This window comes from Caulobacter sp. SRI_014, assembly GCF_057586315.1.
The window spans coordinates 1-26,512 of the sequence record NZ_JBYCZQ010000003.1 but is presented as its reverse complement, the minus strand read 5'-3'; the positions used below and the strand labels follow the sequence as shown (position 1 = coordinate 26,512).

Annotated in this window: 25 protein-coding genes and 1 pseudogene; 18 read left to right on the top strand and 8 right to left on the bottom strand. The window is 68.6% G+C overall.

The features are described 5' to 3' along the window. Window positions 1-94: 94 nt before the first annotated feature. From cpaB to AC2YG9_RS08685, 9 genes are all read left to right on the top strand, one after another. Window positions 95-991: a Flp pilus assembly protein CpaB gene (gene cpaB / locus AC2YG9_RS08725; protein WP_487297570.1), complete on the top strand. Its 897-nt coding sequence runs from the start codon at window positions 95-97 to the stop codon at window positions 989-991. Then, window positions 988-2,571 (top strand): type II and III secretion system protein family protein, encoded by a 1,584-nt coding sequence (locus AC2YG9_RS08720; protein ID WP_487297569.1) that lies wholly within the window; start codon window positions 988-990, stop codon window positions 2,569-2,571. Before cpaB ends, AC2YG9_RS08720 begins: the two co-directional genes overlap by 4 nt. A gap of 4 nt (window positions 2,572-2,575) precedes the next feature. Beyond that, the gene (locus tag AC2YG9_RS08715; RefSeq protein ID WP_487297568.1) at window positions 2,576-3,271 is read left to right on the top strand and encodes a CpaD family pilus assembly protein; all 696 of its coding nucleotides are present in this window, start codon (window positions 2,576-2,578) and stop codon (window positions 3,269-3,271) included. A 3-nt stretch (window positions 3,272-3,274) separates the two neighbouring features. Beyond that, window positions 3,275-4,822, top strand: coding sequence for a CpaE/TadZ family protein (locus AC2YG9_RS08710; RefSeq protein WP_487297567.1), 1,548 nt, complete (start codon window positions 3,275-3,277; stop codon window positions 4,820-4,822). After that, complete coding sequence (locus tag AC2YG9_RS08705; protein WP_487297566.1) at window positions 4,823-6,352, top strand: TadA family conjugal transfer-associated ATPase; 1,530 nt, start codon at window positions 4,823-4,825, stop codon at window positions 6,350-6,352. Window positions 6,353-6,360: 8 nt separating this feature from the next. Further along, window positions 6,361-7,344 (top strand): type II secretion system F family protein, encoded by a 984-nt coding sequence (locus AC2YG9_RS08700; protein ID WP_487297983.1) that lies wholly within the window; start codon window positions 6,361-6,363, stop codon window positions 7,342-7,344. 12 nt (window positions 7,345-7,356) lie between these two features. Beyond that, complete coding sequence (locus AC2YG9_RS08695) at window positions 7,357-8,340, top strand: type II secretion system F family protein (protein WP_487297565.1); 984 nt, start codon at window positions 7,357-7,359, stop codon at window positions 8,338-8,340. A gap of 67 nt (window positions 8,341-8,407) precedes the next feature. Then, window positions 8,408-9,196 carry a helix-turn-helix domain-containing protein gene (locus tag AC2YG9_RS08690; RefSeq protein ID WP_487297564.1) on the top strand — a complete coding sequence of 263 codons (789 nt, stop codon included), beginning with the start codon at window positions 8,408-8,410 and terminating at the stop codon, window positions 9,194-9,196. 67 nt (window positions 9,197-9,263) lie between these two features. Beyond that, window positions 9,264-10,358 carry a serine hydrolase domain-containing protein gene (locus AC2YG9_RS08685; protein WP_487297563.1) on the top strand — a complete coding sequence of 365 codons (1,095 nt, stop codon included), beginning with the start codon at window positions 9,264-9,266 and terminating at the stop codon, window positions 10,356-10,358. A 12-nt stretch (window positions 10,359-10,370) separates the two neighbouring features. Here AC2YG9_RS08685 and AC2YG9_RS08680 read toward each other — a convergent pair whose 3' ends face one another. After that, window positions 10,371-11,249, bottom strand: coding sequence for a tetratricopeptide repeat protein (locus tag AC2YG9_RS08680; RefSeq protein ID WP_487297562.1), 879 nt, complete (start codon window positions 11,247-11,249; stop codon window positions 10,371-10,373). Between the two features lie 105 nt (window positions 11,250-11,354). Here AC2YG9_RS08680 and AC2YG9_RS08675 point away from each other — a divergent pair, with 105 nt between their 5' ends. Next, on the top strand, window positions 11,355-12,743 hold the full coding sequence (locus AC2YG9_RS08675) for a leucyl aminopeptidase family protein (protein WP_487297561.1): 1,389 nt from the start codon (window positions 11,355-11,357) through the stop codon (window positions 12,741-12,743). Beyond that, on the top strand, window positions 12,740-13,576 hold the full coding sequence (locus AC2YG9_RS08670) for a C40 family peptidase (RefSeq protein ID WP_487297560.1): 837 nt from the start codon (window positions 12,740-12,742) through the stop codon (window positions 13,574-13,576). Before AC2YG9_RS08675 ends, AC2YG9_RS08670 begins: the two co-directional genes overlap by 4 nt. Here the strand turns inward: AC2YG9_RS08670 and AC2YG9_RS08665 are convergent. The 3 genes from AC2YG9_RS08665 to AC2YG9_RS08655 all read right to left on the bottom strand — a co-directional run bounded on the left by AC2YG9_RS08665 (window position 13,561) and on the right by AC2YG9_RS08655 (window position 16,004). Beyond that, window positions 13,561-14,289 carry a DUF6498-containing protein gene (locus AC2YG9_RS08665; protein ID WP_487297559.1) on the bottom strand — a complete coding sequence of 243 codons (729 nt, stop codon included), beginning with the start codon at window positions 14,287-14,289 and terminating at the stop codon, window positions 13,561-13,563. The genes AC2YG9_RS08670 and AC2YG9_RS08665 overlap by 16 nt on opposite strands. Window positions 14,290-14,303: 14 nt before the next feature. Beyond that, window positions 14,304-15,209, bottom strand: a complete 906-nt coding sequence (locus tag AC2YG9_RS08660) for a DUF4350 domain-containing protein (protein ID WP_487297558.1) — start codon at window positions 15,207-15,209, stop codon at window positions 14,304-14,306. 99 nt (window positions 15,210-15,308) lie between these two features. Continuing rightward, window positions 15,309-16,004, bottom strand: a complete 696-nt coding sequence (locus AC2YG9_RS08655; RefSeq protein ID WP_487297557.1) for a c-type cytochrome — start codon at window positions 16,002-16,004, stop codon at window positions 15,309-15,311. 122 nt (window positions 16,005-16,126) lie between these two features. Here AC2YG9_RS08655 and AC2YG9_RS08650 point away from each other — a divergent pair, with 122 nt between their 5' ends. The 5 genes from AC2YG9_RS08650 to clpB all read left to right on the top strand — a co-directional run bounded on the left by AC2YG9_RS08650 (window position 16,127) and on the right by clpB (window position 22,941). Further along, complete coding sequence (locus AC2YG9_RS08650) at window positions 16,127-16,861, top strand: 3-deoxy-manno-octulosonate cytidylyltransferase (protein WP_487297556.1); 735 nt, start codon at window positions 16,127-16,129, stop codon at window positions 16,859-16,861. Next, entirely contained in the window at window positions 16,862-17,710 is an 849-nt protein-coding gene (locus AC2YG9_RS08645) for a prephenate dehydratase (RefSeq protein ID WP_487297982.1), read from the top strand. A 46-nt stretch (window positions 17,711-17,756) separates the two neighbouring features. Next, a complete protein-coding gene (locus AC2YG9_RS08640; protein WP_487297555.1) occupies window positions 17,757-18,497 on the top strand; it encodes a DUF4893 domain-containing protein in 741 nt (246 codons plus the stop codon). A gap of 62 nt (window positions 18,498-18,559) precedes the next feature. Beyond that, entirely contained in the window at window positions 18,560-19,984 is a 1,425-nt protein-coding gene (locus AC2YG9_RS08635) for a M20/M25/M40 family metallo-hydrolase (RefSeq protein ID WP_487297554.1), read from the top strand. A gap of 371 nt (window positions 19,985-20,355) precedes the next feature. Beyond that, a complete protein-coding gene (gene clpB, locus AC2YG9_RS08630; RefSeq protein WP_487297553.1) occupies window positions 20,356-22,941 on the top strand; it encodes an ATP-dependent chaperone ClpB in 2,586 nt (861 codons plus the stop codon). Window positions 22,942-22,981: 40 nt separating this feature from the next. Here clpB and AC2YG9_RS08625 read toward each other — a convergent pair whose 3' ends face one another. Genes AC2YG9_RS08625 through AC2YG9_RS08615 form a run of 3 tightly spaced genes read right to left on the bottom strand, consistent with a single transcriptional unit; the run spans window position 22,982 to window position 25,307 of the window. Next, window positions 22,982-23,737, bottom strand: a complete 756-nt coding sequence (locus AC2YG9_RS08625) for a GIY-YIG nuclease family protein (RefSeq protein ID WP_487297552.1) — start codon at window positions 23,735-23,737, stop codon at window positions 22,982-22,984. Next, window positions 23,734-24,897 carry a DNA cytosine methyltransferase gene (locus AC2YG9_RS08620; protein ID WP_487297551.1) on the bottom strand — a complete coding sequence of 388 codons (1,164 nt, stop codon included), beginning with the start codon at window positions 24,895-24,897 and terminating at the stop codon, window positions 23,734-23,736. Before AC2YG9_RS08620 ends, AC2YG9_RS08625 begins: the two co-directional genes overlap by 4 nt. Then, a complete protein-coding gene (locus AC2YG9_RS08615; protein WP_487297550.1) occupies window positions 24,894-25,307 on the bottom strand; it encodes a very short patch repair endonuclease in 414 nt (137 codons plus the stop codon). The genes AC2YG9_RS08620 and AC2YG9_RS08615 overlap by 4 nt, the downstream gene beginning before the upstream one ends. 47 nt (window positions 25,308-25,354) lie before the next feature. Between AC2YG9_RS08615 and AC2YG9_RS08610 the strand changes: the two genes are divergently transcribed. After that, window positions 25,355-25,621 (top strand): protein NO VEIN domain-containing protein, encoded by a 267-nt coding sequence (locus tag AC2YG9_RS08610; RefSeq protein WP_487297549.1) that lies wholly within the window; start codon window positions 25,355-25,357, stop codon window positions 25,619-25,621. Here the strand turns inward: AC2YG9_RS08610 and AC2YG9_RS08605 are convergent. Next, window positions 25,590-25,694, bottom strand: a pseudogene (locus tag AC2YG9_RS08605) (hypothetical protein); the annotation flags it as partial. The gene AC2YG9_RS08610 and the pseudogene AC2YG9_RS08605 sit on opposite strands and share 32 nt — an antisense overlap. Before the next feature lie 222 nt (window positions 25,695-25,916). Between AC2YG9_RS08605 and AC2YG9_RS08600 the strand changes: the two are divergent. Beyond that, on the top strand, window positions 25,917-26,489 hold the full coding sequence (locus AC2YG9_RS08600) for a hypothetical protein (protein WP_487297548.1): 573 nt from the start codon (window positions 25,917-25,919) through the stop codon (window positions 26,487-26,489). The last annotated feature ends 23 nt before the right edge of the window (window positions 26,490-26,512 follow it).

The following is a 26,512-nucleotide window of genomic DNA, read 5'->3' as shown; positions in this document are numbered from 1 at the left end:
GCGACGCGAATCGCCCGTGCGCTGGGCCCAAGGTCCGACGCGCACACAAGTTCTCCCCGGTTCTCTTTTCCGCCGGGACAGCAGTTCGAGCCGCATGAGCCCCGTCCGCCTCTTCATCCTCGTGATCGCCGCCCTGGCCGCCATCGTGCTGGCCTTCGTGGTCCGCGGCGCCTTCGCGCCGAAGAAGGCCGCCGCCCCGGTCGCCGTGGCCGCCGCGCCCGCCGCTGAGGCCAAGCCGACCGTCCAGGTCCTGGTCGCCAAGCGAGACCTGCCGATCGGCACGCGCCTGGTCGCCGCCGACATGGGCTGGCAGCAATGGCCGGCCGACGGCATGAACCCCAGCTTCATCACCGACGGTGCGGGCGCCAAGGTCGAGAAGACCGGCGCAGCCGGCGCGGCCGAGGGCGCCGCCCGTACGGCCGGCAACCTGTTCACCAACGGCGACATGGGCGGCATGGTCGGCGTCATCGTCAAGGAGCCGTTCGTCGTTGGAGAACCCATCGTCGCCCGCAAGGTCGTGCGCGGCGGTGAGGGCAGCTTCATGTCCGTGGTCCTGACCCCCGGCATGCGGGCCATCGCCGCGCCGGTCACCGTCGACAGCGCCGCCGCCGGCTTCATCCTGCCGGGGGACCGGGTCGACATCATCTACAGCCGCGACGCCCAGAGCGAAGACGTGAAGGGCTATGTCACCCGCACGGTAATGCGCAACGTCCGGGTCCTGGCCATCGACCAGAAGCCCCAGCCCGACAAGGACGCCCAGACCATGGTCGGGGCCGTCGCAACCCTCGAGATTCCCGCCGCTGATGCCGAGGCCATGGTCAGCGCCGTCGCTCAGGCCAAGCAGACCGGCGTCCTCATGCTGGTCCTGCGCGGGGTGACCGACACCGCCGGCGGCCCGAGCCGCGGCGGCGGCGCCAGCGGCAGTGAACAATCCCATACCGTCCGCGTGCACCGCGCCGGCGTGGTTACGGAAGTGAAGGTGTCCCCATGAGCCGGCTGAGGATCATTCCCGCCTTCCTCGCCGCCTGGTGCCTTGCGCTGGGCGGCCCGATCGCTTCGGCCCAGACCCTGTCTGGCGGGCCCGCCCCCGTGCAGGCCTATGACGCGCCCGGCGCGCTGCGGGTCGACCTGGCGGCCGGCGGGGCGCAAACCCTCAGCCTGCCGCGCGGCAAGTCGGCCATCGTTGAGCTGCCGGTCGATGTGCGGGATGTGCTGGTCACCAACCCGGCCGTGGCCGACGCCATGATGCGCACCCCGCGCCGCATCTACATCATGGGCACCGCTTCGGGTCAGACCGACGCCGTCTTCTTCGACGCCCAGGGTCGCCGCATCCTGTCGCTCAACGTCCGCGTCGATCAGGACATCAGCGCGCTCGCCGACACCATCAACCGGGTGCTGCCGGGCTCCAAGGTCACCATCGAACCGATCGGCGACTCCATCATCCTGTCGGGCCTGGTCCTGACCCCCTCGGACGCCAACAAGGCCGGCGAGATCGCCAAACGCTTCGTGGCCAAGCCCGAGCAGGTGATGAACATGGTCCAGGTCGCCGGCAGCGACCAGGTCATGCTCAAGGTCCGCGTCGTCGAGGTGAACCGCAACGTCGTCAAGCAGCTGGGCTTCGACCTCAACGCCGTGCTCGGCCAGGTCGGTCTCGACCAGCTGACCTGGGCCACCGCCGCCACCTTCGGCATCAACGGCTCGCTGCTCGGCGGCCTGTCGGGCGGCTACAGCCTCGACACCACCAAGGCGCCGGTCATGCAGGCGCCCTGCGTCGGCGCCGGCTGGACCGCCGGTTCGCTCTGCGACTACGTGGTCCGCGGCCCGGCCGATGCGGCCAACTACGACACCGCCACGGCCCAGGACGTCATCGGCTCCGACGGCGTCAACAAGGCCAACGCCACCATCAAGGCCTTCGAACGCGTCGGCCTGGTCCGCACCCTGGCCGAGCCCTATCTCTCGTCAGTCAACGGCGAACCGGCCAACTTCCTGGCCGGCGGCGAGTTCCCGGTCCCGGTCGGCCAGGACAACACCGGCAAGGTGACCATCGAATTCAAGAAGTACGGCGTGGGCCTGGGCTTCACCCCCGTGGTGATGAGCAGCGGCCGTATCAACATCAAACTGTCGGTCGAAGTGTCCGAGCTCAGCAACGCCGGCGCCTTCACGGTCGGCACGGGCTCCAGCGCCCTGACCATCCCCGGACTGCAGGTCCGCCGCGCCGAGAACGTCGTCGAACTGCCTTCGGGCGGCACCATGATGATCGCCGGTCTCCTGCAGGAACGCTCGGCCCAGAACCTCGACAGCCTGCCCGGGCTGATGAACGCGCCGATCCTCGGGACCCTGTTCCGCAGCCGTGACTTCACCTCGGGCCAGACCGAACTGGTGATCATCGTCACGCCCTACATCGTCGACTCCAAGAGCCCCAAGAGCTTCCAGACCCCGGCCGACGGCCTGCAGTTCGCCTCGGATCCCGAGACCGTCCTGCTCGGCAAGCTGAACCGGGTGGTCAAGGCGCCGCCGAACGCCAACGCCGGCCGCCGCTACCAGGGCCCCATCGGATACGTGATCGAGTAACGCCATGACCTCGCAAACCCCGCGCATCCTTCTCCTCACCGCTCTTTCCGCAGCCGCGCTTCTCGCCGGCTGCGCCACCGCGTCCGGTCCCCAGGCCGATCCGACCACGCCCACGGCGCTCGACGCCTGGGCGCGGGAGGTCAAGATCGTGTCGGCGCCCCAGGACATCCGCCTGGCCCCGCACGAGACGGGTCTTTCGGTCACCCAATCCGACGCGCTCGAAGGCTTTGTCGGCGCCTGGATGAAGGCCGAGGGACGGGGCATCACGGTCCGCGCCAGCGACACCGGCCCCGCCGCCCGCGGCGCCAACCGCACCGCCTGGGACGCCCGCGACCGGCTGATCAGCCTCGGCGTGCCGGCCGGCAGCATCAAGATGATGGCCTACGACGGCGCCGACGACCCCAAGGCGCCGGTGATCATCAGCTTCAACCAGTCCGTCGCCGAGGTCCCGCAGTGCGGCGGCTGGCGCAACCTCAGCCACAGCAACGACAACCGGGCCTATGACAACTTCGGCTGCGCGGTGACCGCCAACCTGGCGTCTCAGCTGGCCAATCCGGAAGACTTCAACAGCCCGCGCGACCAGCAGCCGGCCGAGGGCGGCAGCCGCGACGCCATGTACGAGAAGTTCCGCAAGGGCGAGGCCACCGGCTCCAAACGTGATGACAAGGCCAGCGGCGCCGTCTCCCAGGTGGTGAATTGATCCATGAACGCGCGTCCCGCTGACGATCCTTTCGACCTGGGCTTCGACGCCGACGACGACTTCGCCACGCCGTCCGTGGCGCCGGCCGCCGATCCGTGGGCCGATCTCGGCTCACCGGCCGGCTCCATCGCGCCCCAGGCGTCCGACCCGTTCGCCGCCGATCCCTTCGCGCCCGACCCGTTCGCGGCCTCCGCCGCGGCCGGCCCTTCGAAGGGGTTCGAGCCCGATCCGTTTGCCGACTTCCCACCCGCCCGTCCGAACGACGAGCCCGAGTACCCGAGAATGGCGTCAGCTTCCGCGTCCCCCGCCCACAATCCCGTCCATGACATGATCGCCGGCGCCGAGTCGTCGCTGGGCGAAGCGCCGATCCCGCGCATCACGATCAACGTCTTCTGCGCCCGAACCGACACCGCCGAGCTGATCGAGCGGGCCAGCGCCGACCGGCGCCTGTCGCGGGCCTCGACCGTCGTGCGGGCCGGCGGCTTGGCCGCCGCGGTCGAGCACTACCAGAACCAGCCGACCCCCAGCCTGGTGGTCGTCGAGAGCCTCGACCCCGCCCCGCAGATGATCGCCCTGCTCGACCGCCTGGCCGAGGTCTGCGATCCGGGCACCAAGGTCATGGTCATCGGCTCGGCCAACGACATCGCCCTCTACCGCGAGCTGATGCGCCGGGGCGTCAGTGAATACCTGGTGCCGCCGCTGCAGCCGCTGCAGATCATCCGCGCCATCGGCGGCCTCTACGCCGACCCCAGCACCCCCTTCCTCGGCCGCCAGATCGCCTTCGTCGGCGCGCGCGGCGGTTCGGGCGCCTCGACCCTGGCCCACAACATCGCCTGGACCATCTCCGAGCGCATGCAGGCCGGCACGGTCCTGGTCGACTACGACCTCGCCTTCGGCACCGCCGGCCTGAACTTCAACCATGACCCGCTGCAGGGCGTGATGGATGCGCTCGGCCAGCCCGACCGCCTCGATCCCGTCCTGATGGACCGGATGATGGCCCGCTGCACCGACCGGCTCAGCCTGTTCGCGGCCCCGGCGACCCTCGACAACGACTACGACATCGCCGGTGACGCCTATGAGGAGGTGACGCAGAAGATCCGCGCCGCCGCCCCCTTCGTGGTCCTCGACATCCCGCACGGCTGGAACGCCTGGACCCGCAAGATGCTGATCGCGTCGGACGACCTGGTCATCGTCGCCACGCCCGATCTGGCGTCCCTGCGCAACGCCAAGAACATGGTCGATCTGGTCCGCCAGGCCCGCCCGAACGACAACCCGCCGCGCCTGGTGCTCAACCAGGTGGGCCTGCCCGGCCGCCCGGAAATTCCGGCCAAGGATTTCGGCGATGCGCTCGGCATCGCCCCCTCCATGGTCGTCGGCTTCGACGCCAAGACCTTCGGTCTGGCGGCCAACAACGGCCAGATGATCATCGAGAGCGCGCCCAAGTCCAAGGCCGCCGCCGATATCGAGGCCCTGGCCCAGCTGATCAGCCGGCGTGAACCGCCGGCCCCCAAGAAGACCTCGGCGCTCTCGGGCCTGTTCAGGAAGAAATAGGTGTTCGGAAAGCGCGCATCCGACGGCGCTCCGCCGCCCGCCAGACCGGCCCCGCCGCCGGCGCCCACCGGCGCGCCCGCCGCCACGCGTCCGCAGGCGGCGTCCGGCCCGGCCCCGACCACCCGTCCGGGCGGTCCGCCCGTCAATCCGCCCCCGCCGCCCGGCAAGCCTCAGTCCGCCGCTGCCCTGCGCAGCAACGACGTGATGAACAAGCTGAAGGAGGCGCAGGCGCCGGCGACCGAGATCGTCCGTGAGCAGAGCGACTACTATCACGCCACCAAGACGACGATCTTCAACGCCCTGTTGAACACCATCGACCTGAGCCAGCTGGCCCAGCTCGACACCACCGCGGCGGCGGCCGAGATCAAGGATATCGTCGCCGAGCTGGTGGCGATCAAGAACGTCTCGATGTCGATCGCCGAGACCGAGCACCTGGTCCAGGACATCATCAACGATGTCCTCGGTTACGGCCCGCTCGAGCCGCTGCTGGCCCGCGACGACATCGCCGATATCATGGTCAACGGCGCCGGCCGGGTGTTCATCGAAGTCGGCGGCAAGGTGCAGCTGACCAACGTCCGCTTCCGCGACAATGCCCAGCTGATGAATATCTGCCAGCGGATCGTCAGCCAGGTCGGCCGCCGTGTCGACGAAAGCAGCCCCATCTGTGACGCCCGCCTGCCCGACGGCAGCCGCGTCAACGTCATTGCCCCACCCTTGGCGCTCGATGGTCCGACCCTGACCATCCGGAAGTTCAAGAAGGACAAGCTGACGATGAAGGACCTGGTGGACTGGAAGTCCGTCAGTCCTGAAGGGGCCCGCGTGCTCGGCGTCATCGGCGCCTGCCGCTGCAACGTCCTCATTTCCGGCGGTACGGGCTCGGGCAAGACCACCCTGCTTAACACCATGACCGCCTTCATCGACCCGACCGAACGGGTCATCACCTGTGAAGACGCGGCCGAACTGCAGCTGCAGCAGCCGCACGTGGTGCGTCTCGAAACCCGCCCGCCCAACCTCGAGGGCAGTGGCCAGATCACCATGCGGGACCTGGTCAAGAACTGTCTGCGGATGCGCCCCGAACGGATCATCGTCGGCGAAGTCCGTGGCCCCGAGGCGTTCGACCTCCTGCAGGCCATGAACACCGGCCACGACGGCTCGATGGGCACCCTGCACAGCAACAGCCCCCGCGAGGCCATCAGCCGTCTCGAGAGCATGATCACCATGGGCGGCTACGGCCTGCCCTCGAAGACCATCCGTGAAATGATCGTCGGCTCGGTCGACGTCATCATCCAGGCCGCCCGCCTGCGCGATGGCAGCCGCCGTATTACCCACGTCACCGAGGTGGTCGGACTGGAAGGCGAGGTCATCGTCACCCAGGACCTGCTGGTCTACGAGATGACCGGCGAAGACGCCGACGGCAAGATCATCGGCAAGCACCGCTCGACCGGCATCGCCCGGCCGCGTTTCTGGGACCGCGCCCGCTACTACGGCCTGGAGCGCGAGCTGGCCGAGGCCCTGGACGCATCGGAATAACGGCGATGCTGATCACCATCCTCATCGCCTTCCTGGCCTTCGTGACCATCGCCGGCCTCGGCTTCGTGTTCGCCGGCGCCGGCGGCTCGAACAAGGCGACCAAGCGGGCCCAGGCCATCGTCTCGGGCGGCCCGCGCACCACCGCTGACCGCAAGGCCATCGCCCGCGCCGCCGCCAACACGCCGGAAGCCCGCCGCAAGCAGATCCTCAAGACCCTGAAGGATCAGGAGAAGCAGCAGAAGAAGGCGACCTTCAACCTGCAGTCCAAGCTTCTGCAGGCGGGCCTGAAGGGCAATGTCCGCAACTTCTGGATCGTCAGCGGCGTGGTCGGGGTGCTGGTCTTCACCGCCGTGCTGCTGTTCCAGCGCAACCCGCTGATCGCACTGCCGGCCGGCTTCGCGGCCGGCTTCGGCCTGCCGCGCTGGGTGGTCGGCTTCCTGTCCAAGCGCCGCATCAAGAAGTTCACCGAGAACTTCAGCGACGCCATCGACATCATCGTGCGCGGCATCAAGTCCGGCCTGCCGGTCCATGACTGTCTGAAGATCATCGGCCGCGAAACCCCCGAGCCGCTGGCCGGCGAGTTCCGCACCCTGGTCGACAATGTCGGCGTCGGCATCGCCATCGGCGACGCCCTGGAGAAGATGTTCCAGCGCATGCCGACCAGCGAGCTGCGCTTCTTCGCCATCGTGCTGGCCATCCAGCAGAAGACCGGCGGCAACCTCGCCGAGGCCCTCAACAACCTGTCGCAGGTGCTCCGCGCCCGGAAGCTGATGCGCGAGAAGATCAAGGCCCTGTCGTCGGAAGCCATCGCCTCCAGCTTCATCATCGGCGCCCTGCCGCCCGGCGTGGTCGTGCTGATCACGGTGACGACGCCCAGCTACATGGCCCCGATGTTCTCCGATCCGCGCGGCCATCTGATGCTGATGGGCGCCGCCTTCTGGATGAGCTGCGGCATCTTCGTGATGCGCAAGATGATCAACTTCAAGTTCTGACGGGGAGCACGCATGAGCCTCGTCAACACCCTGACCAATCCGGACAACATCCTGACCGCCTTCGTGGCGGCGGTGACTTTCGCCACCATCGTCACGCTCGTTTCGCCCATGCTGAAGGGCGACAAGCTGGAGAGCCGGCTGAAAAGCGTCGCCAACCGGCGCGAGGAGCTGCGAAAGCGAAACCGGGAGGCCCTGGCCAAGAAGGGACCGGCCTCGACCAGCCTGCGCCACACCGACGAGGGCCTGTACAAGAACGTGGTCGATCGGCTGCAGCTGTCCAAGCTGCTGGAAGACCCCAAGGTGGTGGAAAAGCTGGCCCAGGCCGGCTTCCGCGGCCCGCGCCCGATCTCGACCTTCTACTTCTTCCGCTTCGTGATGCCGTTCGTCTTCGCGCTGCTGGTCGCCTTCTACCTGTTCGTGGTCAACGACTTCGGCCTGCAGCCGATGCAGAAGTTCGCCGCCTGCTTCGCGGCCCTGCTGATCGGCTACTACGCGCCCAACATCTACATCTCCAACATCGCCTCCAAGCGCCGCGAGAGCATCGTCGCCGCCTTCCCCGACAGCCTCGACCTGCTGCTGATCTGCGTAGAGAGCGGCATGTCCATCGAGGCGGCGATCATGAAGGTCAGCCAGGAGGTCGGCTCGAGCTCCATCGAACTGGCCGAGGAACTGAGCCTGCTGACCGCCGAGCTCAGCTACCTGCCCGAACGCCGCATGGCCTATGAGGGCCTGGCCAAGCGGACCAACCATCCCGGCGTGAAATCGGTGGTCACCGCCATGATCCAGGCCGAACGCTACGGCACCCCGCTCGGCGCCGCCCTGCGGGTCATGGCCAAGGAGAACCGCGAACTGCGCCTCTCCGCTGCCGAGAAGAAGGCCGCCGCCCTGCCGGCCAAGCTGACCGTGCCGATGATCCTGTTCTTTCTGCCCGTGCTGTTCGTGGTCATCCTGGGTCCCGCGATCATCAAGGTGCAGGACATCATGGCCAAACAGTAGGCGTCAGGCCTCGCCAACTTCTTGCCGCAACGCCCAGGTTAGGGTTCGAGGGCAGCAGGGGAATCGCGTGTTCGAGGAACGGTTGGCCTTTGGCGTCTTCTTCGGCGCCGCGTCGCGGACCGTTGGGGCCGGCGGCTTCCAGATCGACCTGCGCACCGCCAACATTCCACCCGAGGCGGTGGTGGAGCACCACCACGATGAAGGCCACTTCATCTTCACCCTCGCCGACGGCTACCACAGCCTGGCGGACCCTGGCGCCTTGCGCCGCGGGGCGCTGATCTACAACCCGCCGGGTACCGAACACCGCGACTGCTTCGAGGAGGCCGGCGGCGCCTTCCTGGCCATCAGCACCCCGACGCTCCCCGGCCCGTCCGCCGCCGCGCCCCGGCTGCTGACTTCGGCCGTCGCCGGCAGCCTTGTCCGCCGGCTGGTCGGAACCTGCATCGGCGTGGGCGACCCGCTGGCCGCCGAGTCCCTGTCTCTGGGCCTCGCCGTCTTTGTGACCGAGGACGACGAGCGCTCGGCTCACGCCCCCGACTGGCTGCTGCGCGCCGACGAAGCCATCGGCGACCTCGCCTGCACGGCAGGGCTCGAGGTGCGGGCCATCGCCGCCCTGGCCGGGGTGCATCCGGTGCATCTGGCCCGCCGCTACCAGCGCCACTTCGGCTGCTCGCCGGGCGCGGCCATCCGCCGGCGCCGGGCGGACGCCGCCGCCGCCCTGCTGGCCGCCGGAACCGACCCGGCCGAGACGGCCCAGGCGGCAGGCTATGCCGACCAGAGCCACCTGACCCGCGCCTTCGCCGAGGCCTTCGCCGTCACGCCGGCCCGTTACCGCGAGGCCTTCGGGCGGGCCTGAAGTTTCATCCGTTCAAGACGGCCTCTCCGGCGCATGGCATCAACGCGCCTTGTTCCAAGGAGACCTTATGTCCCGACTGTTGATCATCGCCCTGAGTGTGGCCGCCCTGACGGGTCCCGCGCAGGCCGCGCCGCCCGCTGACTGGCCGACCGCAACCCCCGAGGCCGCGTCGGTCTCCGCCGAAGGGCTGGTGGCGATGGACAAGGCTGTCGAGGCCGGGACCTTCCAGAAGATCACCAGCGTCCTGATCGCCCGCGACGGCAAGCTGGTCCATGAACGCTACTACGACAACGGCGGGCCGGAGGCGCGCCGCAACACCCGCTCGGCGACCAAGACGGTCACCGCCATGCTGGCCGGCGCCGCCATCGCGCAGGGCAAGCTCAAGGTCGATGCGCCGGTCATGCCGCTGGTCGCGTCCTACGGCCCCTTCGAAAACCCCGACCCGCGCAAGGCCGCCATCACCGTCGAAGACCTGCTGACCATGAGCTCGATCCTGGAGTGCGATGATGACAACAGCTTCTCGCGCGGCAACGAGGAGCGGATGTACCTCATCGAGAATTGGGTGAAGTTCACCCTGGACCTGCCGGTGAAGGGCTATCCCGCCTGGGTCCCCCGGCCCGAGGCCTCACCCTACGGCCGCTCTTTCAGCTATTGCACCGCCGGGGTGGCGACCCTCGGCGCCGCCGTGCAGTCGGCCACCGGCCGACCCCTGCCGCAATTCGCCCATGACGCCCTGTTCGCCCCGCTCGGCATCGAGGGTGAGCAATGGCAGTTCTCACCGACCGGCCTGGCTCAGGGCGGCGGCGGCCTCGGCCTTCGCAGCCGCGATCTTCTGAAGCTTGGCCAACTCCTCCTCGACGGCGGCAAATGGCAGGGCCGCCAGGTGCTGCCCGCCGCCTGGGTCAAGGCCATGACCACGCCCCACACCAACGTCGGCGACGGCCGTGGCGAGTACGGCTACCTGACCTGGCTGATCAGCTACGACGTGGCGGGCAAACCGCACGCCGCCTTCGCCATGGCCGGCAGCGGCGGCAACAAGGTCGTGGTCGTACCGGACCTGAGGGCCGTGGTGGTGGTCACCACCACCAACTTCGGCGTCCGCAATCCGCACGGCCTGACCGACAGTCTGATCGCCCAGCACGCCCTGGCGGCGATGCGGTAGCGGCGTGCTGGATCAGCCGCCGCCGCCGGTCACCGACTGGTAGCTGCGGCCCGTCGCCGGGGCAGGGGACCCTTGCGCCAGGGCCGCCTTCAGCCAGGCCAGGTTGCTGGCCACCATCTCGGGCGGCAGGTCCTGGCGGGCCAGGCGTTCGGCTTCCGGCAGGCGGCCTTGCAGGCCGACCACCAGGGCCAGGTTCTGGCGGATCTTGGCGGTGGCGCGCGGGCTGGCGACGGCGCGGCGCAGCAGGCTCTCGGCGCCGGGCAGGTCGCCGCGAGCCGCCTGGAACATGGCGTAGTTGCTCAGCGCGCCCGGCTCGTCGGGGGCCAGGGCCACGGCTTGACGGTGGGCGGCCAGGGCCTCGTCGTCGCGCTGGGCCTGTTCGTAGGCGACGGCCAGAAGGCCGACCGGGCGCCAGTCGCGCGGGGCCAGGGACGCGGCCTTGCGGGCCGGCTCGATGGCGTAGAAGCCCTGGTTCATGCCGATCCAGGCGCGGGACACCTCCAGCAGGGCGTTGAGGTTGTTGGGATCGACGACCAGGGCGCCCTGGATGCTCTCGGCGGCGTCCTTGTAGCGGCCCATCGCCCGCAGCGATTGCGACAGGGCCACGCTGGCCTCGACATCGCGCGGATCGAGCTCGACCTCGCGGCCCCAGAAGGCGGCGGCGGCCAGGGGCTCATAGCGGCGGGCCTCTGCGCGCTGGGCGGCGGTGGCCTTGGCCGGGGCGACGGCCTTCGGGGCGGCCGGCTGCACAGGGGCGGGCGCGGCGGGGGCCGCGGCGGCCGGAGCCGGCGCTTCCTTCTTGCCGCCGAACGGCCAGGCGGCGGCGGGGCTGGCCATCAGGACGACGGCGGGGATCAGAACGGTTGCGGCGAGGACGCGCTTGGGACACATGGGAAGCAGACCCTTGGCCAGAGTTTCAGAGGCTCAGTCTCGCCGCCCCGGCTCAAGGAATCGTTAAGCATGTTCCTTAAGGTCTAGCGCCGCAGTGAGCACCCAATGACCGACCCTGTGATCGCCACCACCGATGGCCGCGCCATCCCCGTTCTGGCCGTGACGGCGGAGGGCTGGCCGGGCCTGCTCAGCGACCGCCCGGCGGCCCTCGCGCGGCTGGCCGAGATCGGCGGCTTCAAGGCCAAGGCCGGCCAGCTGCTGCTGGTCCATGACGCCGAGGGCGAAATCGCCGAGGTGCTGTTCGGCCTCGGCGCCGGCGGCGACGCCACCCTGTTCCGTGGCCTTTCGGCCCGGCTGCCGGCCGGGGACTATGTCCTGCAACCGGCGCCCGAGGGCCTCGACGCCACTGACGTCGCCCTGGCCTTCGCCATGGGCGGCTACCGCTTCGACCGCTACCGCGCCGCCCGTGAGCCCGGCCCCCGTCTGGTCGCCGCCGAGGCCGACCTGGCGACCGTCAGATCCATCGCCCACGCCTGCGCCCTGGCCCGGGATATGGTCAATACCCCCGCCGGCGACATGGGCCCGCTGCAGATCGAGACCATCGCCCGCGAGATCGCCGAGCAGCATGGCGCCAACATCACCGTTTCGACCGGCGACGAACTGCTGACCGACGGCTATCCCTCCGTCCACGCCGTCGGCCGCGCGGCCGGTCCGGGGCGTGACCCGCGCATCATCGAGATCAGCTGGAACGGCGGCGGCGAAAGCGCCCCGCTGGTCGCGATCGTCGGCAAGGGCGTCACCTTCGACACCGGCGGGCTCGACATCAAACCCAGCGCCGGCATGCGCAACATGAAGAAGGACATGGGCGGCGCCGCCCACGCGCTGGCGCTCGGCCGCATGGTGATGGATGCCAAACTGCCTGTCCGCCTGGCCATCATCGTCCCGGCCGTCGAGAACGCCATCAGCGGCGACGCCATGCGCCCGGGCGACGTCCTCAACACCCGCAAGGGCCTGACCGTCGAGGTCGGCAACACCGACGCCGAGGGCCGGCTGATCCTGTCAGACGCCCTGACCCGGGCCCAGGAGCTGTCGCCCGCCCTGACCATCGACATGGCCACCCTGACCGGCGCCGCCCGCATCGCGCTGGGGCCGCAGGTCATCCCCTTCTACACCGACGATGACGCCCTGGCCGATGAGCTGGCCGCCGCCGCGGTGGCCACCCGTGACCCCCTGTGGCGCATGCCGCTGTGGGCAGGCTACGAAGAGGCCCTCGATGGCGATGTGGCCGACCTGAAGAACGATCCCGACGGCTGGGCCCAGGCCGGCTCCGTGACGGCGGCGCTGTTCCTCAAGCGTTTCGCCCCGACCACGGGCAGCTGGGTGCATTTCGACATCTTCGCCTGGAACCCCAAGGGCCGCCCCGGCTGGCCGACCGGCGCCGAGGCCCAGGCCATCCGCGCCCTGTTCAAGGTTCTCAAGGACCGCTTCGGATGAGCTTCGACCGGCGCACGACCCTGATCCATGACGGCGTCGCCGCCCGCGTCCTCGAAGGCGTGGCGCCGGCAAGCTCGTACGTCGATCCGGCGGCCATGCAGGTCAGCGCCCCGGCGGCCCCGCTGCGCCGCCACCCGGACGACGACGCCGAGCAGGAAAGCCGCCTGCTGTTCGGGGAGCGGTTCGATGTCCTGCTGGAGAAGGACGGCTACGCCTTTGGCCAGGCCGCCCGCGACGGCTATGTCGGCTGGGCGCGGGCCGAGACCCTGAGCGGCCCGCCGCTTACCCCGACCCACCGGGTCAAGGTCCTGCGCACCTATGCCTTCAGCCACGCCAACATCAAGACGACTCCGGTCGGACTCTATTCCCTGAACGCCCTGGTCACCGTCGAGGAGACCGACGGACGGTTCGCCCGCGCCGCAAGGTCCGGCTGGTTCATGGCCGAGCATCTGGCTCCCATTGGCGGAGGCTTCGAAACCGACGCCGCCGGTGTGGCGCTGGGCTTCGTTGGCGCACCCTATCTGTGGGGCGGCCGCGAGAGCCTCGGCCTCGACTGCTCGGGCCTGGTCCAGCAGGCCCTCAACGCCTGCGGCGTCGCCTGCCCGCGGGACACCGACATGCAGGCGAAAATCGGCCGCGCCGTCGAGCCGGCCGACCTGACGCGTGGCGACCTAGTCTTCTGGAAGGGCCATGTCGGCATGATGCTGGACGCCGAGCGCATGGTGCATGCCAACGGCCACCACATGGCCACCGTCGTCGAGCCGCTGGCCGGGGCCGTGGCCCGCATCGAGGCCGCCGGCTACGGCCCGCCGACCGCCTATCGCCGGCTCTGAAGCTTCTGGCGTAGCAAATCGAAGGCCTCGTTGGATTTGGCGATGCTTTCCTCGGTGGTTCCGAACTGGCCCAGCCGGCCGAGCTCGAACAGGGTCTTCATGATCGCCAGCCCGACCAGGGCCCAGACCGGCCCGCCGAGGATCAGCACCGGGATCATCCCGACCATGATCGTCAGATGCAGCACGACGACCCGGCCATAGGGCTCGAACATCTGGGTCATCGGGTTGGTGTCGCGGTATTTGCCCTTGGCCAGCCATTCGGTGACGAAGCTGAACAGTTGCAGCCCGGCGATGGCCGCCAAGCTCCAGAAGAAGCCCTGCTCGTGCCGGGCCAGGTTTTCGACAACTTGGAACAGGCCGATAGGGGAGGGGGCGACGTCGGGAACCCTGCGCTCGCCGATGGCCCCGATGACCAGCACGAAGACACCGTGCACGAAGCAGAACATCCCGTAGTGGAAAACATAGAAGGGCAGCAGGAAGGCGCTGGCGATCCAGCCCGCCGGCCCCATCACCGCTCCGCTGACCGCCATCTTCAGCCCGTTGACCAGACCGATGATGACGTTTTCGCACCAGTAGAGCAGCAACAGCACCCCGGCCGGCCAACCGAACAGGATGACGCAAACGATCGGCACGGCGTTGGTCAGCACGATGCGCAGCGTCGACAACCGCTTGAGGCCGGCGATGAAGGCGCGGATGCGGTCGGCTCCCCCCATCCTTTGAGACCCGGTCATGCCGCGGGCAGGGCCCCGGCCAGCCAGCGGACAAGGTTGAGCAGGAAGGGCTTGTTGTTCGGGGCGTCCGGTGCGTTGAAGCCCATCCGCTTCTTCTCCGGCCCGGCCACCTGGGCGCTGAACATCGCGCCCTCGCCGAAGATGGCGATGCGGCCCTTGCCGACCGTCATCACCGCCCCCTGCAGGCGGCCCTCGACGTCGACGACGGTGGTGCCGTGGTCGAACTCCCAGGCGACCCTGGTCTCCCTGGAGACATAGCCCTTGGGCAACAACAGGATCGGCCGGGCGCCCGCCGGGGCCGTGAAGGCCGAACCGGTGAAGGTGCGCAGGGCCGGGATGCCCTGCGTGACCACGTCTTCCTTCAGCGTCCCGTCGGCCTTGCTGAAGATGTCCGGCCCCTGCGGCGGGTCGCGCTGCACGAAGCCGTTGGAGAAGGAGAAGCCGAAAGCCCGGGCCAGGTCCTGCGCCGCCCCCGCGAAGGGCATGTGGTCGGCGATCAGCAGCAGGCCGCCACCGCCCTCGACCCAGGCCTTCACGGCGGCGATCTCCTCGGGTTTCAGGGCCGAGGGGTTGGGCAGGGTCCAGGCGCCCTTGTCATTGCTGGCGTCCAGCGCGTTGGCGATGACCAGGACCTTGACGTCCTTCAGGCTCTCCGCCGTCAGCGGCGTCGTGCTGCCCGAGACCTGGAAGCCGTCGTTGCGGACCACGGCCGCGAAGGGGGCGAAGCGGCCATCGACAGTGTGGAAGTTGTGGTGCCCGCCATCAATGACCAGGCGCGGCCCGGCCCCCGCCGCGAAGGCCGGCTTGGCCACCGTCAGGTCGGCGTCGGCGTCGGCCAGCTGCTGGGCGTGGGCGGGCAGGGCGAGTGTTGCCGCCAGGGCGGTGACTAGGAACAGGCGCATGCGATCTCCCCGATTGGGAGGGAGACTAGCCCTGCTTTGGCGCAAAGAAAAACGGGCCCCGCCGAAGCGGAGCCCGTCGATCTGTTTCGTCGCTTCGGCCTAGTGGGCCGGGGCGGGGGCCGGCTTGGCCGGCTCGGCGGTGGCCGGCGGTTGGGTCACGCCGCCCGGGGCGGTCTTGGGATCGGGGGTCGTGCCGGTGGCGGTCGGGGCGCCTTCAGCGGCCGGAGCGGCTTCGGCGGGCGCGGCGGCCGGCTTCGGCGCCGGGACCGGCAGGGTCGAGCCCAGGGTGTGCAGATAGGACAGCATGGCGATGCGGTCTTCCTGCTTCTTCAGGCCGACGAAGGTCATCTTGGTGCCCGCGACGTGCTTTTGCGGGGATTTCAGGAAGGCGTCCATCTCGTCCCAGGTCCAGGTCTTGCCGGCCCCGAAGGTCTTCATGCCGTCGCTGTAGGCGAAGCCCGGATGGGTGCCGGGAACCTTGCCCAGGGTTCCGTACAGGTTCGGGCCGGTGCCGTTGGCGCCGCCGGCGGTGAAGGTGTGGCAGCTGGTGCACTTGGCCGAGATGGCGGCGCCCAGGGCCGGGTCGGTGGCCGGGATCACGGTGCCCCAGTCGGGAGCGACCTCGGCGGCCGCGCCTTCTTCGCCGGTGTCGGCGACGGCGACCGCGTAGCCGTACTTGTCTTTCTCGAGTTCATGGCCCTCGAAGACGATGCCGCTGACTTCCCGCAGGCCGAAGATAGCCAGGCCAGCCACCAGCACACCGGCGGCGATTTTGTTGAACGTCAGGTCGCTCATGTCGGCTCGAACTCGTAGGTTTGTGGTTCGTCGGGACTCAGCGGAATCCCGGCGCTTGTTGCGCCCGGCTCTCTTACACGCTACCGCCGCCTTCGCAAGCGCAAGGCCCCTCAAGAACCGCCATGAAGCCCATCGTTCTGATCCCCGCCCGGATGGCCGCCACCCGGCTGCCGAACAAGCCGCTGGCCGATATCGGCGGCGTGGCGATGATCGTGCGGGTGCTGCGCCAGGCCGAGAAGGCCGATATCGGCCCGGTCGCCGTCGCCGCCGGTGACGCCGAGATCGTCGAGGCCGTGCGCGCCGCCGGCGGTACGGCGGTGCTGACCGACCCGGCCCTGCCCAGCGGTTCGGACCGCATCCAGGCCGCCCTCCATGCCCTCGACCCCGACGGCAAGCATGACGCGGTCATCAACCTGCAGGGCGACATGCCCTTCGTCGAACCCAGCGTGCTCAGCGCCTGCGCCGGCCTGATGGCCGCCCAGCCGAGCTGCGATGTCGCCACCGTCGTCGCCGCCGAGGCCTCGGAAGCGGACCGGTGCAACGCCGACGTGGTCAAGGCCATCCTCGCTCTCGAACCGGACGGCAAGTCGGGCCGCGCCCTCTACTTCACCCGCTCCACCCTTTATGGCGACGGCCCCGTCTGGCGCCACATCGGCATCTACGGCTACCGCCGCGCCGCGCTCGAGCGATTTAACAGCGCGCCGCCTTCGGCCCTGGAGCGGCGCGAGAAGCTCGAACAACTGCGAGGCCTCGAAATGGGGCTGAGCTACTGGGCGTCCATCGCAGAGGCCGCGCCCATCTCCGTCGACAACCCGGCCGACCTCGAAGCCGCCCGGGCTCACGCAAAGACTGTCTGAATCACGATGCTCAAGAAGATCGCCTTCCAGGGCGCCCCCGGCGCCAACAGCCACGAGGCCTGCCGCGACTATTTCCCCGCTTTCGAAGCCGCCCCCTACGCCACCTTCGAGGAAGCCTTCGAGGCGGTGAGCAGCGGCGTCTGCGAACTGGGCATGATCCCGGTCGAGAACTCCATCGCCGGCCGCGTCGCCGACGTGCACCACCTCCTGCCCTCCAGCGGCCTGAAGATCATCGGCGAGCGCTTCAAGCCGATCCGTTTTCAGTTGATGGCCAACAAGGGCGTCAAGCTGGACGAGGTGAAGACGGTCAGCAGCATGGCCATCGCCCTGCACCAGTGCCGCAAGTCGCTGAAGAAGCTCGGCGTCGAGACCGAGGCCGTCGGCGACACCGCCGGCGCCGCTCGCGCCCTGGCCCTGCATCCCGATCCGACCAAGGCCGCCATTGCGCCTGCCCTGGCCGCCGAGATCTACGGCCTCGATATTCTCGCGAAAGACATCGAGGACGAGCGCCACAACACCACCCGCTTCCTGGTCATGACCGCCGACAAGGCCCCGCCCGCCCCGGCCTTCACCCAGCGCTGCATCACCAGCTTCTGCTTCCGGGTGAAGAACCTGCCGGCCGCCCTCTACAAGGCGATGGGCGGGTTCGCGACCAACGGCGTCAACATGACCAAGCTGGAAAGCTACATGGAGGGCGGCGCCTTCACCGCCACCTTCTTCTACGCCGAGGTCGATGGCCGTCCCGAAGACCGGGGCCTGGCCCTGGCCCTGGAGGAGCTGGCCTTCTTCACCGACCGCATCGAGATCCTCGGCGTCTTCCCGGCCGATCCGTTCCGGGATCGGGTGTAGCGCGAGCGCCTTTGACGAAACCGGCGGGGCGCCTCACCGTTAGCCCATGATGCGCTCCGCCCTTATCCCGTCGCTGGCCGTTCTGGCCCTGACCCTGGCCGCCTGCGACCGCAAGGCCGAGCAGCCGCCGGTTCCGGACAACATCCCCGAAGCCAAGGGCAACCCTTCGGACGCCGCCATGGCCTCGGCCGGCGCCGCCGTCGACGCAGTCACCACCCCTGCGCCCGGCGAACAGGGCGGCACGGATCAGTGGCGAAAGGTGGCCAGCGCCGCCGACCAGGAGCGGATCGGCCGCCTCGATGCCGCCTGGCGCACGGCGCTCGGGCAGGCGAACGCCGAGCACGGCGCGGTGATCGACGCCCAGGGCATGCTGCTGGTGCCCAAGGCGGGCCTGGCCGGAAACCTGCAGCCGCCTCCGGGGACCTACCGCTGCCGGACCATCAAGCTGGGCTCGCAGCTGGCGCAGGGCGCCCTGCAATACATCGAGTACCCGCCGTTCAAATGCACCATCGAGCTGACCCCCGGCGGCGACCTGATCCTGACCAAGACCACCGGCAGCCAGCGCACGCGCGGCCTGCTCTATCCCGACGCCGAGAACCCCAACCGCCTGATCTTCGTCGGCGCCCAGGCCTGGGGCATGGATGAGAAGGGCTTCCCCACCTACGGCCAGATGCCCGAGCGGGACCAGGTCGGGGTGTTCGAGCGCATCGGCGTCGACCGCTGGCGCCTGGCCCTGCCGTACCCCAAGCAGGAATCGAACCTCGATGTGCTGGAGCTGAAGAAGTAGCGGACGGTTGCCGCCGGTTCCCGGCGCCCATAGGCTCCCCCATCCGCTTCCGGGGAGCCACCATGCCGTTCAAGATCGTTGCCGCCGCTATCGCCCTCACGCTTGCTGTCGGGGGCGCCGCCGGGGCGGTTCAGGCGCAGGAGACGCTTGCCCCCGACCTCGTCCGCTTCAAGGGGCTCTACAAGGAGCTGGTCGAGACCAACACCACCCTGTCGGTCGGCAGCTGCACCCTGGCCGCCGAGCGCATGGCCGCTCGCCTCAAGGCCGCCGGCTATCCCGACGCCGACGTCCAGATCCTCATCCCCCCGGACCGGCCCAAGGACGGCAACCTGATCGCCACCCTCCATGGCAAGGACCCCAAGGCCAAGGCCATCCTGCTGCTGGCCCACATCGACGTGGTCGAGGCCAACCGGGCCGACTGGGAGCGCGACCCGTTCACGCTCATCGAGGAAGGAGAGTATTTCTACGCCCGCGGCGCCAGCGACGACAAAGCCATGGCCTCGATCTTCACCGACAGCATGATCCGCTATCGTGAGGCCGGCTACAAACCCCGCCGCGACATCAAGCTGGCCCTGACCTGCGGCGAGGAGACCGCCGACACCTTCAACGGCGTCGACTGGCTGCTGAAGACCCACCCGGGCGCGCTCGACGCCGGCATGGTCCTCAACGAGGGCGCCGCAGCCCGCCTCGACGACGGCAAGCCGGTCTACCTGGCCATCCAGGCCGGCGAGAAGGTCTACCAGGACTACACCCTGGAGATCACCAACCCCGGCGGCCACTCCAGCCGCCCGTTCAAGGACAACGCCCTGGTTCGCCTCAGCAAGGTGCTGGCCAACATCGGCGACTATGACTTCCCCATCGCCATCAACGAGAGCGTGCGCCTGAACTTCGAAGGCTCGGCCAAACTGGAGAAGGACCCCGCCGTCGCCGCCGCCCTGCTGGCCATCCTCAAGGACCCGAACGACAAGGCCGCCGAGGCCATCATCGTCAAGGACCGTGGCCGCAACAGCATGATGCGCACCACCTGCGTGCCGACCATGGCCAGCGCCGGCCATGCGCCGAACGCGCTGCCCCAGCGGGCGACGGCCAACGTCAACTGCCGCATCCTGCCGGGCAACGATCCGCTGGAGGTGATGAAGGCGCTCGAACAAGTCGGCGGTGACCCCGGCGTGAAGTTCAAGCTGGCCGCCGCGCCCAGCCCCAAGGCCGTCGCCCCGCCGCTAGACGAAAAGGTCCTCGGCCCCGCCCGCAAGGTCGCCGCCACCATCTGGCCGGGCGTGCCGATCATTCCGACCATGACCACCGGCGCCACGGACAGCCGCTTCACCTCCGCCGCCGGCATCCCCAGCTACGGCCTCTCGGGCCTGTTCTTCGATCCCGACGGCGGTGGCACCCACGGCCTGAACGAGCGCGTACGGGTCAAGAGCCTGTATGACAGCCGGACCTTCCTGTTCGAGGTCGTGAAGCTGTACGCGGACCAGAAGTAAGCGAAGCGGACGACGATGCGGCAATTCCTCCTTCGGCAGGCCGCAGGCCTGACGGGGGAGGGGGACCGCCGGCCCGACTTAGGGCCGGTGGTGGAGGGGGCAGTGCCGGCTTCAGACAATTGCCATGAACGCCGTCGCCCACGACTGCGCCAGAACGCGGCCAATCCCATCCGCCGGCGCAGCCCCCTCCACCACCGCCTTCGGCGGCGGTCCCCCTCCCCCGTCGCTTCGCGCCGAAGGAGGAACTGCCCCGCCACCCAACAATTTGATCCATGTCCTTGTGTGGCCCATCCGCCACACCTATCTCCGTCCCATGCCGGTTGCGCTCCGATGAGGCATCCGGCCAACTCCGCCTCCTGAGGGGACTCACCGTGAACATCGACCTCTACTCCGACCGCGCCAAACAGGCCGTCCAATCGGCCCAGTCGCTGGCCCTGGCGCGCCGCCACCAGCACCTCACCCCCGACCACATCCTCAAGGTCCTGCTCGAGGAAAAGGACGGCCTTTCCCGCGCCCTGATCCAGTCGGCCGGCGGCCGTCCCGACGTCGCCGACCAGGCCGTCGAGGCCAACCTCGCCCGCATGCCCAAGATCGAAGGCGGCAGCGGCCAGCTCTACATGAAGCCGGAAACCGCCCGCGTCTTCGCCGCCGCCGAGGAAGGCGCCAAAGCCGCCGGCGACAGCTTCGTCACCACCGAACGCATGCTGATCGCCATCGCCAGGGAAGGCGCTGACGCCGCCACCGCCCTGAAGGCCGCCGGCGCCACCGAGAAACAGCTGATCACCGCCGCCGAGGAGATCCGCAAGGGCCGCACCGCCGACAGCGCCAGCGCCGAAGACGGCTACGACGCCCTCAAGCGCTATGCCCGCGACCTGACCCAGGCCGCCCGCGACCAGAAGCTCGACCCGGTCATCGGCCGCGACGAGGAGATCCGCCGCACCATCCAGGTGCTGGCCCGCCGCACCAAGAACAACCCCGTCCTCATCGGCGAACCCGGCGTCGGCAAGACCGCCATCGTCGAGGGCCTGGCCATCCGCATGGTCAACGGCGACGTCCCCGAAAGCCTCAAGGACAAGAAGCTCCTCAGCCTCGACATGGGCGCCCTGATCGCCGGCGCGAAATACCGCGGCGAGTTCGAGGAACGGCTGAAAGCCGTGCTCAACGAGGTGACCGCGGCCGAGGGCGGCATCGTCCTCTTCATCGACGAGATGCACACCCTGGTCGGCGCCGGCAAGGCCGACGGCGCCACGGACGCCTCCAACCTCCTCAAACCCGCCCTGGCGCGGGGCGAACTGCACTGCGTCGGCGCCACCACGCTCGACGAATACCGCAAGCACGTCGAGAAGGACGCGGCCCTGGCCCGCCGCTTCCAGCCGGTGTTCGTGGAGGAGCCAACGGTCGAGGACACCGTCTCCATCCTGCGCGGCCTGAAGGAGAAGTACGAGCTGCACCACGGCGTGCGCATCACCGACGGGGCCATCGTCGCCGCCGCCACCCTGTCGAACCGCTACATCACCGACCGCTTCCTGCCCGACAAGGCCATCGACCTGATGGACGAGGCCGGCAGCCGCGTGCGCATGGCCGTCGACAGCAAGCCCGAGGAACTGGACGAGATCGACCGCCGCCTGGTGCAGCTGAAGATCGAGCGTGTCGCCCTGCAGAAGGAAACCGATAACGCCTCCAAGGCCCGTCTGGAGAACCTGGAGGTCGAGATCGACGACCTGCAACACCGCTCCGACGAGATGACCGCCAAGTGGAAGGCCGAGAAGGACATGCGCGGGGCCGAGGCCCAGTCGCGTGAAGCCCTCGAACGCCTGAAGGCCGAGTTGATCGCCGCCCAGCGCCGGGGCGACCTGCAACGCGCCTCAGAGATCGCCTATGGCGAAATCCCCGCCCTCGAAAAGCGCCTGGCCGAGGAAGAGGCCAAGGACGCGGCCCAGCCCGACGTCGCCCCCGAGGTGGTCGACGACGCCCAGATCGCCGCCGTGGTCAGCCGCTGGACCGGCGTCCCGGTCGAGAAGATGCTGGAGGGCGAGCGCGAAAAGCTGCTGAAGATGGAGGACGGCCTGCGCGGCCGCGTCGTCGGCCAGGAGGAGGCCCTGGTCGCCGTCTCCGACGCCGTCCGCCGGGCCCGCGCCGGCCTCAAGGACCCGCAACGGCCGATCGGCAGCTTCCTGTTCCTCGGCCCGACCGGCGTCGGCAAGACCGAGCTGACCAAGGCCCTGGCCGAATACCTGTTCACCGACGAGGCGGCGGTCACCCGCCTCGACATGAGCGAGTACATGGAAAAGCACAGCGTCAGCCGCATGATCGGCGCGCCTCCCGGCTACGTCGGCTACGACGAGGGCGGCGCCCTGACCGAGGCCGTGCGCCGCCGGCCCTACCAGGTCGTGCTGTTCGACGAGATCGAGAAGGCCCACCCGGACGTCTTCAACGTGCTGTTGCAGGTGCTGGACGACGGCCGCCTGACCGACGGCCAGGGCCGCACGGTCGACTTCCGCAACACCCTGATCATCATGACCTCGAACATGGGCGCCGAATACCTGGCGAACCAGGCCGAGGGCGAGGACACCGAAGCGGTGCGCCCGCAGGTGATGGACGTGGTCCGCAAGAACTTCCGCCCCGAGTTCCTCAACCGCATCGACGAGATCATCCTCTTCAAGCGGCTGGCGCGGGCCGACATGGGCAGCATCGTCCGCATCCAGCTGGCCCGGGTGGAAAAGCTCCTGGCCGATCGGCGGATGGCCATCGCGCTCGACGACGGCGCGCTGCACTGGCTGGCGGAAAAGGGGTACGACCCGGTGTACGGGGCGCGGCCGCTGAAGCGGGTCATCCAGAAGGACCTGGTGGACCCGATTGCGAAGAAGCTCCTGGCCGGCGACCTGGAGGACGGCAGCGTCATCCAGGTGTCGGCCGGGGAGGGCGCGCTGGAGATCGGCAAGGCGCGGGTGCACTAAGTCGAATCGACGGGAGGGTGCTCCCCACCCTCCCGTTCTCTCAGGAGCGTCCGATGATTTCGGCGTCCGGATAGGTGTCGTCCCGCTCCTTATAGAACAGGATATGGCTCCGCAGAGCTGTAGCCTGCCACCCACTTGGGAGAGCGGCCACTACGGTCTGCAGAACTGAACGGGGAGTCTGGGGCGTGGACGGGAAAGCGACCGCTGTATTCGCCAGGTCGTCGTGAGGCTTGCGGCCCGTCGCTTCGAACCTGAGCAGATAGTTTAGGTGGGACTTCAGAGCTTGGAGCGCGGCAGCCGCGGTGGCGTGCTGTGAGAAGTCGACCTCGAGTGTTTGATCCAGATCGATCGGGAAGCGCGCGTCGAAATTGGTCGCCTTGATCCGCGTATGATCCCGTCGACGCCCTGGGTCGTTTGCGCCGAAGCCGCTGTTGTTCCAAGCGGTTCCGCTGGTGCCGGCAAAATGCTTGATCAACTGCGTCTCAAGGTCGACGGCCGTAAAAACGAAAATCCGGACAGCCTTGTAAGTCACGTCGGTGGGCGCGAGCCCTCGGCGAGACAAAATCTTGCTGGCATGCCGACTGAGCCGATGCCTCAGGCCCGCCTCGGCATCCGTCTTGCCGATGTAGACCAAGGTTCCTTGGTGAAAGAGCTGGTAGACGCCTTGAGCATCGGGGACGCCGTCCAAGCCTTCCCGAGTTAGCGGCGCCGTCTCAAGCTCAGCCAAAACGTCAATGAGTCGGACGAGCAAAGCGCCCGGAAGGTCGAATTCGAATTCGCGATAGGCCTGATTCACGCCGCGAAGCGTAGCTTCCGCGCAACGTCTTTGCCAATGACCTCCGCCAAGCGGACCGGAACAGCATTTCCGAGCTGACGCATCGTCTCGGTCCAGGACCCGTGGAAGACGTAGTTGTCAGGAAAGGTCTGGAGGCGAGCGCTTTCGCGAACCGTGAAGTATCGAACCCGGCCGTCAGGCCGCGCGAGCATGTTTTCGCCTCCAGGAACACCATGCACGCCCGCCTTCAAGGTCTTCGCCGGTTCGTCCAGGGGGCTCCCCGTGTGGCCGGGGTAGGAGCGAGCGCCGGGCTGGAAGCGATGGTTGGGAACATGCCTTGAGGCTTCGCGGTCATTTTCGGGATCGGGCAGATCATGGATCGCGTCGCGCACCGTTTTCCATGCGCACTCGGTGGGTCGATCAGAAAGCTTGGCTGCGCGGGCGGTGAGTAGCGGATTCGTGGGACGGTCCTTCATCCCGACCTTGTGTCGATCCCAGTATGTCCCGTCGCGGAATTGATCCCAGAGCAACCGCTCCGAGCTGTGGGTTTCCTTGGGAAAGTTCCAGTCGATGTCGAGATCGTCGCGAAAGCCGACGAACACCACGCGTTCCCGCTTCTGGGGGACGCCGTGATCCGCGGCGTTGAGTACGCGGCTTACCAGCCGATAGTGCAGGCCGTGCCGCGATCCCTGCGTATGATGCTGTTCCAGACGAGCGAGATGATCGCTCCAATCCTCGTCGGGCTTCGCCGTGACCTCGGGATGTTGGAGCTGCAGCCGGACGTATTCGAAGTAGTTTCGGAAGGACGCGCGGGTCAGTCCTTTGACGTTCTCAAACACAAAGGCCTTGGGCCGTGTTTCGCGTACCGCTCGGATAGCTTGGGGGAACATGTCGCGGGTGTCGTTGTAGGCTTGGTGGCGTCCACCCAACGAGAATGGCTGACAGGGTGGTCCCCCGGAAACCAGGTCGATTTCCCCCTCCAACGGCCGGAAATCCACCGCTCGAACATCGCCTTCAGTCAAGGGCCAGCTACGGACGGGCGAATAGTCAAATCCCTGATTTTCGCGGATCGTGTCGCAGGCATAGCGATCCCACTCCACGACTTTCGCGGGCTCGAATCCCGCGTTGTGCAGTCCGATGCCCAGGCCGCCAGCGCCCGCGAAGAGTTCGATCGACTTCATGAGTCTAAGAATGTTCTAATTTCGTTCTCTAGGGAAGTCGCGTCTCGCAATTGGCATTCCCAAAGCACCAAGGCCTTCCAGCCCATGGCCTCTAGAGACGCTAAGTTACGGAGGTCGCGGTTCCGATTTCCCTCCAGTTTCGGAACCCAAAAATCTTGCCGCGATTTGGGTAGCCGCGCCAAGCGACAGTTTGGGGCGGGATGCCGATGCCAGAAACACCCATGGACGAGTATGACCTTTCGCCGGCCGGGAAACACCAGGTCTGGCGTGCCGGGTAGCTTTCCGCCGTGCAGACGAAATCGATATCCAAGCCGGTGAGCAGTCGACCGCACCAATCGCTCTGCCGCGCTGCCCTTTGATCTAACGCGAGACATCCGCTCGCTTCGCTCGCTCGGGCTTAGGCTATCCATTCTATTGAGAGTCACCCCTGAGCCGATGGTTCCCCGGCATTGTAGGTGTGGGTGACAGGGCCGGCTACGACATCCTGTCGTTCGAGCCGGACGGACGCCGCCGTCTCATCGAGGTCAAGACCACCACCGGCGTCGCCACCACCCCCTTCTTCCTGACCCGCAACGAAGAGGCCTTCGCCCGCGAGAAGGCCGACGAGTTCCGGCTGGCCCGGGTCTATGACTTCAAGCGCGGGCCGCGCCTGTTCGAACTGACGCCGCCCCTGGAGGGCGCCGTGCGGCTGGAGACCGAGACCTGGCGCGCCAGTTTCGGCTAGGCGCAGGGTCCAGTGAGGTCGCCTCTGGGCGTCCTTCTCCCCTCGCGGGAGAAGGTGGCGCGGAGCGCCGGATGAGGGGGCTCCCAGGGCGTTCAACTGCGAGCCGCCGTGAGGGCGGGCGGGGTTGCGGGCCGGTGGACCCCCTCATCCGAGCCCTTCGGGCCCACCTTCTCCCGCGAGGGGAGAAGGGACACTCACGGCGGCTGATCCGGTCATGGCCTCCTGCCGCTAACAGGGATGCTGGTGTTCGCCCGCCTGTCGGGGCAACCTCACCGCGCAACATCGCGAGCACACCATGCCCAGCCGCCTGATCCCCACCGCCCTCGTGCTCTCCGCCCTCGCCCTCGCCGCCTTCGCGCCGGCCGGGCAGCCGGACCCGAAGCGGCGGCCGAACCTCCTCACCCCCGACATCGACTTCGCCATGAAGGAGCTCTGCTTTCCCTGGATCCGGGGCGAGGGGACCGTCGAGGCGCTGACCGACCGGCAAGGCATCGTCGAGGACAAGGCAAGGCGCGGCAGCCTGATGCCGGGGCGGGTCTGGTGGGTGGGCAGCCCCAGGCTCGACGTCGTCCTGGGCGAGACCATGAGCGGCCGCCGCAGCTGCACGGTGCCCGCCACCTCCGGCGATCCGGTCAAGCTGCGGGCGGCGCTGGACGGGGCGATGGCCGGCTGGCGGGTTCCGCTGACCCCCTCGGTCCACCGCTTCCCGTCCGGCGCCTACGCCAGCCGCGACGTGCTGTGCGCGCCGAAGGACGGGCCGCAGGACAGCCTGATGGTCAGCACCGGCGGACCCCGCGCCCCGGTCCCCCTGATGCTCACCCTGATGACCGGCGAGGCCCGCGACCGGCGCTGCGACACGGCCGAATGAGGGCGGCCCCCGGCCCCCGATGA

Excerpts from the sequence above, each read along its gene's own strand:
- AC2YG9_RS08600 (WP_487297548.1), top strand. The coding sequence starts at position 25,917 with ATGCCCAGCCGCCTGATCCCCACCGCCCTCGTGCTCTCCGCCCTCGCC.
- AC2YG9_RS08650 (WP_487297556.1), top strand. The coding sequence starts at position 16,127 with ATGAAGCCCATCGTTCTGATCCCCGCCCGGATGGCCGCCACCCGGCTG.
- AC2YG9_RS08615 (WP_487297550.1), bottom strand. The coding sequence starts at position 25,307 with ATGGATAGCCTAAGCCCGAGCGAGCGAAGCGAGCGGATGTCTCGCGTT.
- AC2YG9_RS08720 (WP_487297569.1), top strand. The coding sequence starts at position 988 with ATGAGCCGGCTGAGGATCATTCCCGCCTTCCTCGCCGCCTGGTGCCTT.
- AC2YG9_RS08675 (WP_487297561.1), top strand. The coding sequence starts at position 11,355 with ATGACCGACCCTGTGATCGCCACCACCGATGGCCGCGCCATCCCCGTT.
- AC2YG9_RS08655 (WP_487297557.1), bottom strand. The coding sequence starts at position 16,004 with ATGAGCGACCTGACGTTCAACAAAATCGCCGCCGGTGTGCTGGTGGCT.
- AC2YG9_RS08670 (WP_487297560.1), top strand. The coding sequence starts at position 12,740 with ATGAGCTTCGACCGGCGCACGACCCTGATCCATGACGGCGTCGCCGCC.
- AC2YG9_RS08660 (WP_487297558.1), bottom strand. The coding sequence starts at position 15,209 with ATGCGCCTGTTCCTAGTCACCGCCCTGGCGGCAACACTCGCCCTGCCC.
- cpaB (WP_487297570.1), top strand. The coding sequence starts at position 95 with ATGAGCCCCGTCCGCCTCTTCATCCTCGTGATCGCCGCCCTGGCCGCC.
- AC2YG9_RS08715 (WP_487297568.1), top strand. The coding sequence starts at position 2,576 with ATGACCTCGCAAACCCCGCGCATCCTTCTCCTCACCGCTCTTTCCGCA.
- AC2YG9_RS08635 (WP_487297554.1), top strand. The coding sequence starts at position 18,560 with ATGCCGTTCAAGATCGTTGCCGCCGCTATCGCCCTCACGCTTGCTGTC.
- AC2YG9_RS08620 (WP_487297551.1), bottom strand. The coding sequence starts at position 24,897 with ATGAAGTCGATCGAACTCTTCGCGGGCGCTGGCGGCCTGGGCATCGGA.
- AC2YG9_RS08640 (WP_487297555.1), top strand. The coding sequence starts at position 17,757 with ATGATGCGCTCCGCCCTTATCCCGTCGCTGGCCGTTCTGGCCCTGACC.
- AC2YG9_RS08680 (WP_487297562.1), bottom strand. The coding sequence starts at position 11,249 with ATGTGTCCCAAGCGCGTCCTCGCCGCAACCGTTCTGATCCCCGCCGTC.
- AC2YG9_RS08695 (WP_487297565.1), top strand. The coding sequence starts at position 7,357 with ATGAGCCTCGTCAACACCCTGACCAATCCGGACAACATCCTGACCGCC.
- AC2YG9_RS08665 (WP_487297559.1), bottom strand. The coding sequence starts at position 14,289 with ATGGGGGGAGCCGACCGCATCCGCGCCTTCATCGCCGGCCTCAAGCGG.
- AC2YG9_RS08710 (WP_487297567.1), top strand. The coding sequence starts at position 3,275 with ATGAACGCGCGTCCCGCTGACGATCCTTTCGACCTGGGCTTCGACGCC.
- AC2YG9_RS08685 (WP_487297563.1), top strand. The coding sequence starts at position 9,264 with ATGTCCCGACTGTTGATCATCGCCCTGAGTGTGGCCGCCCTGACGGGT.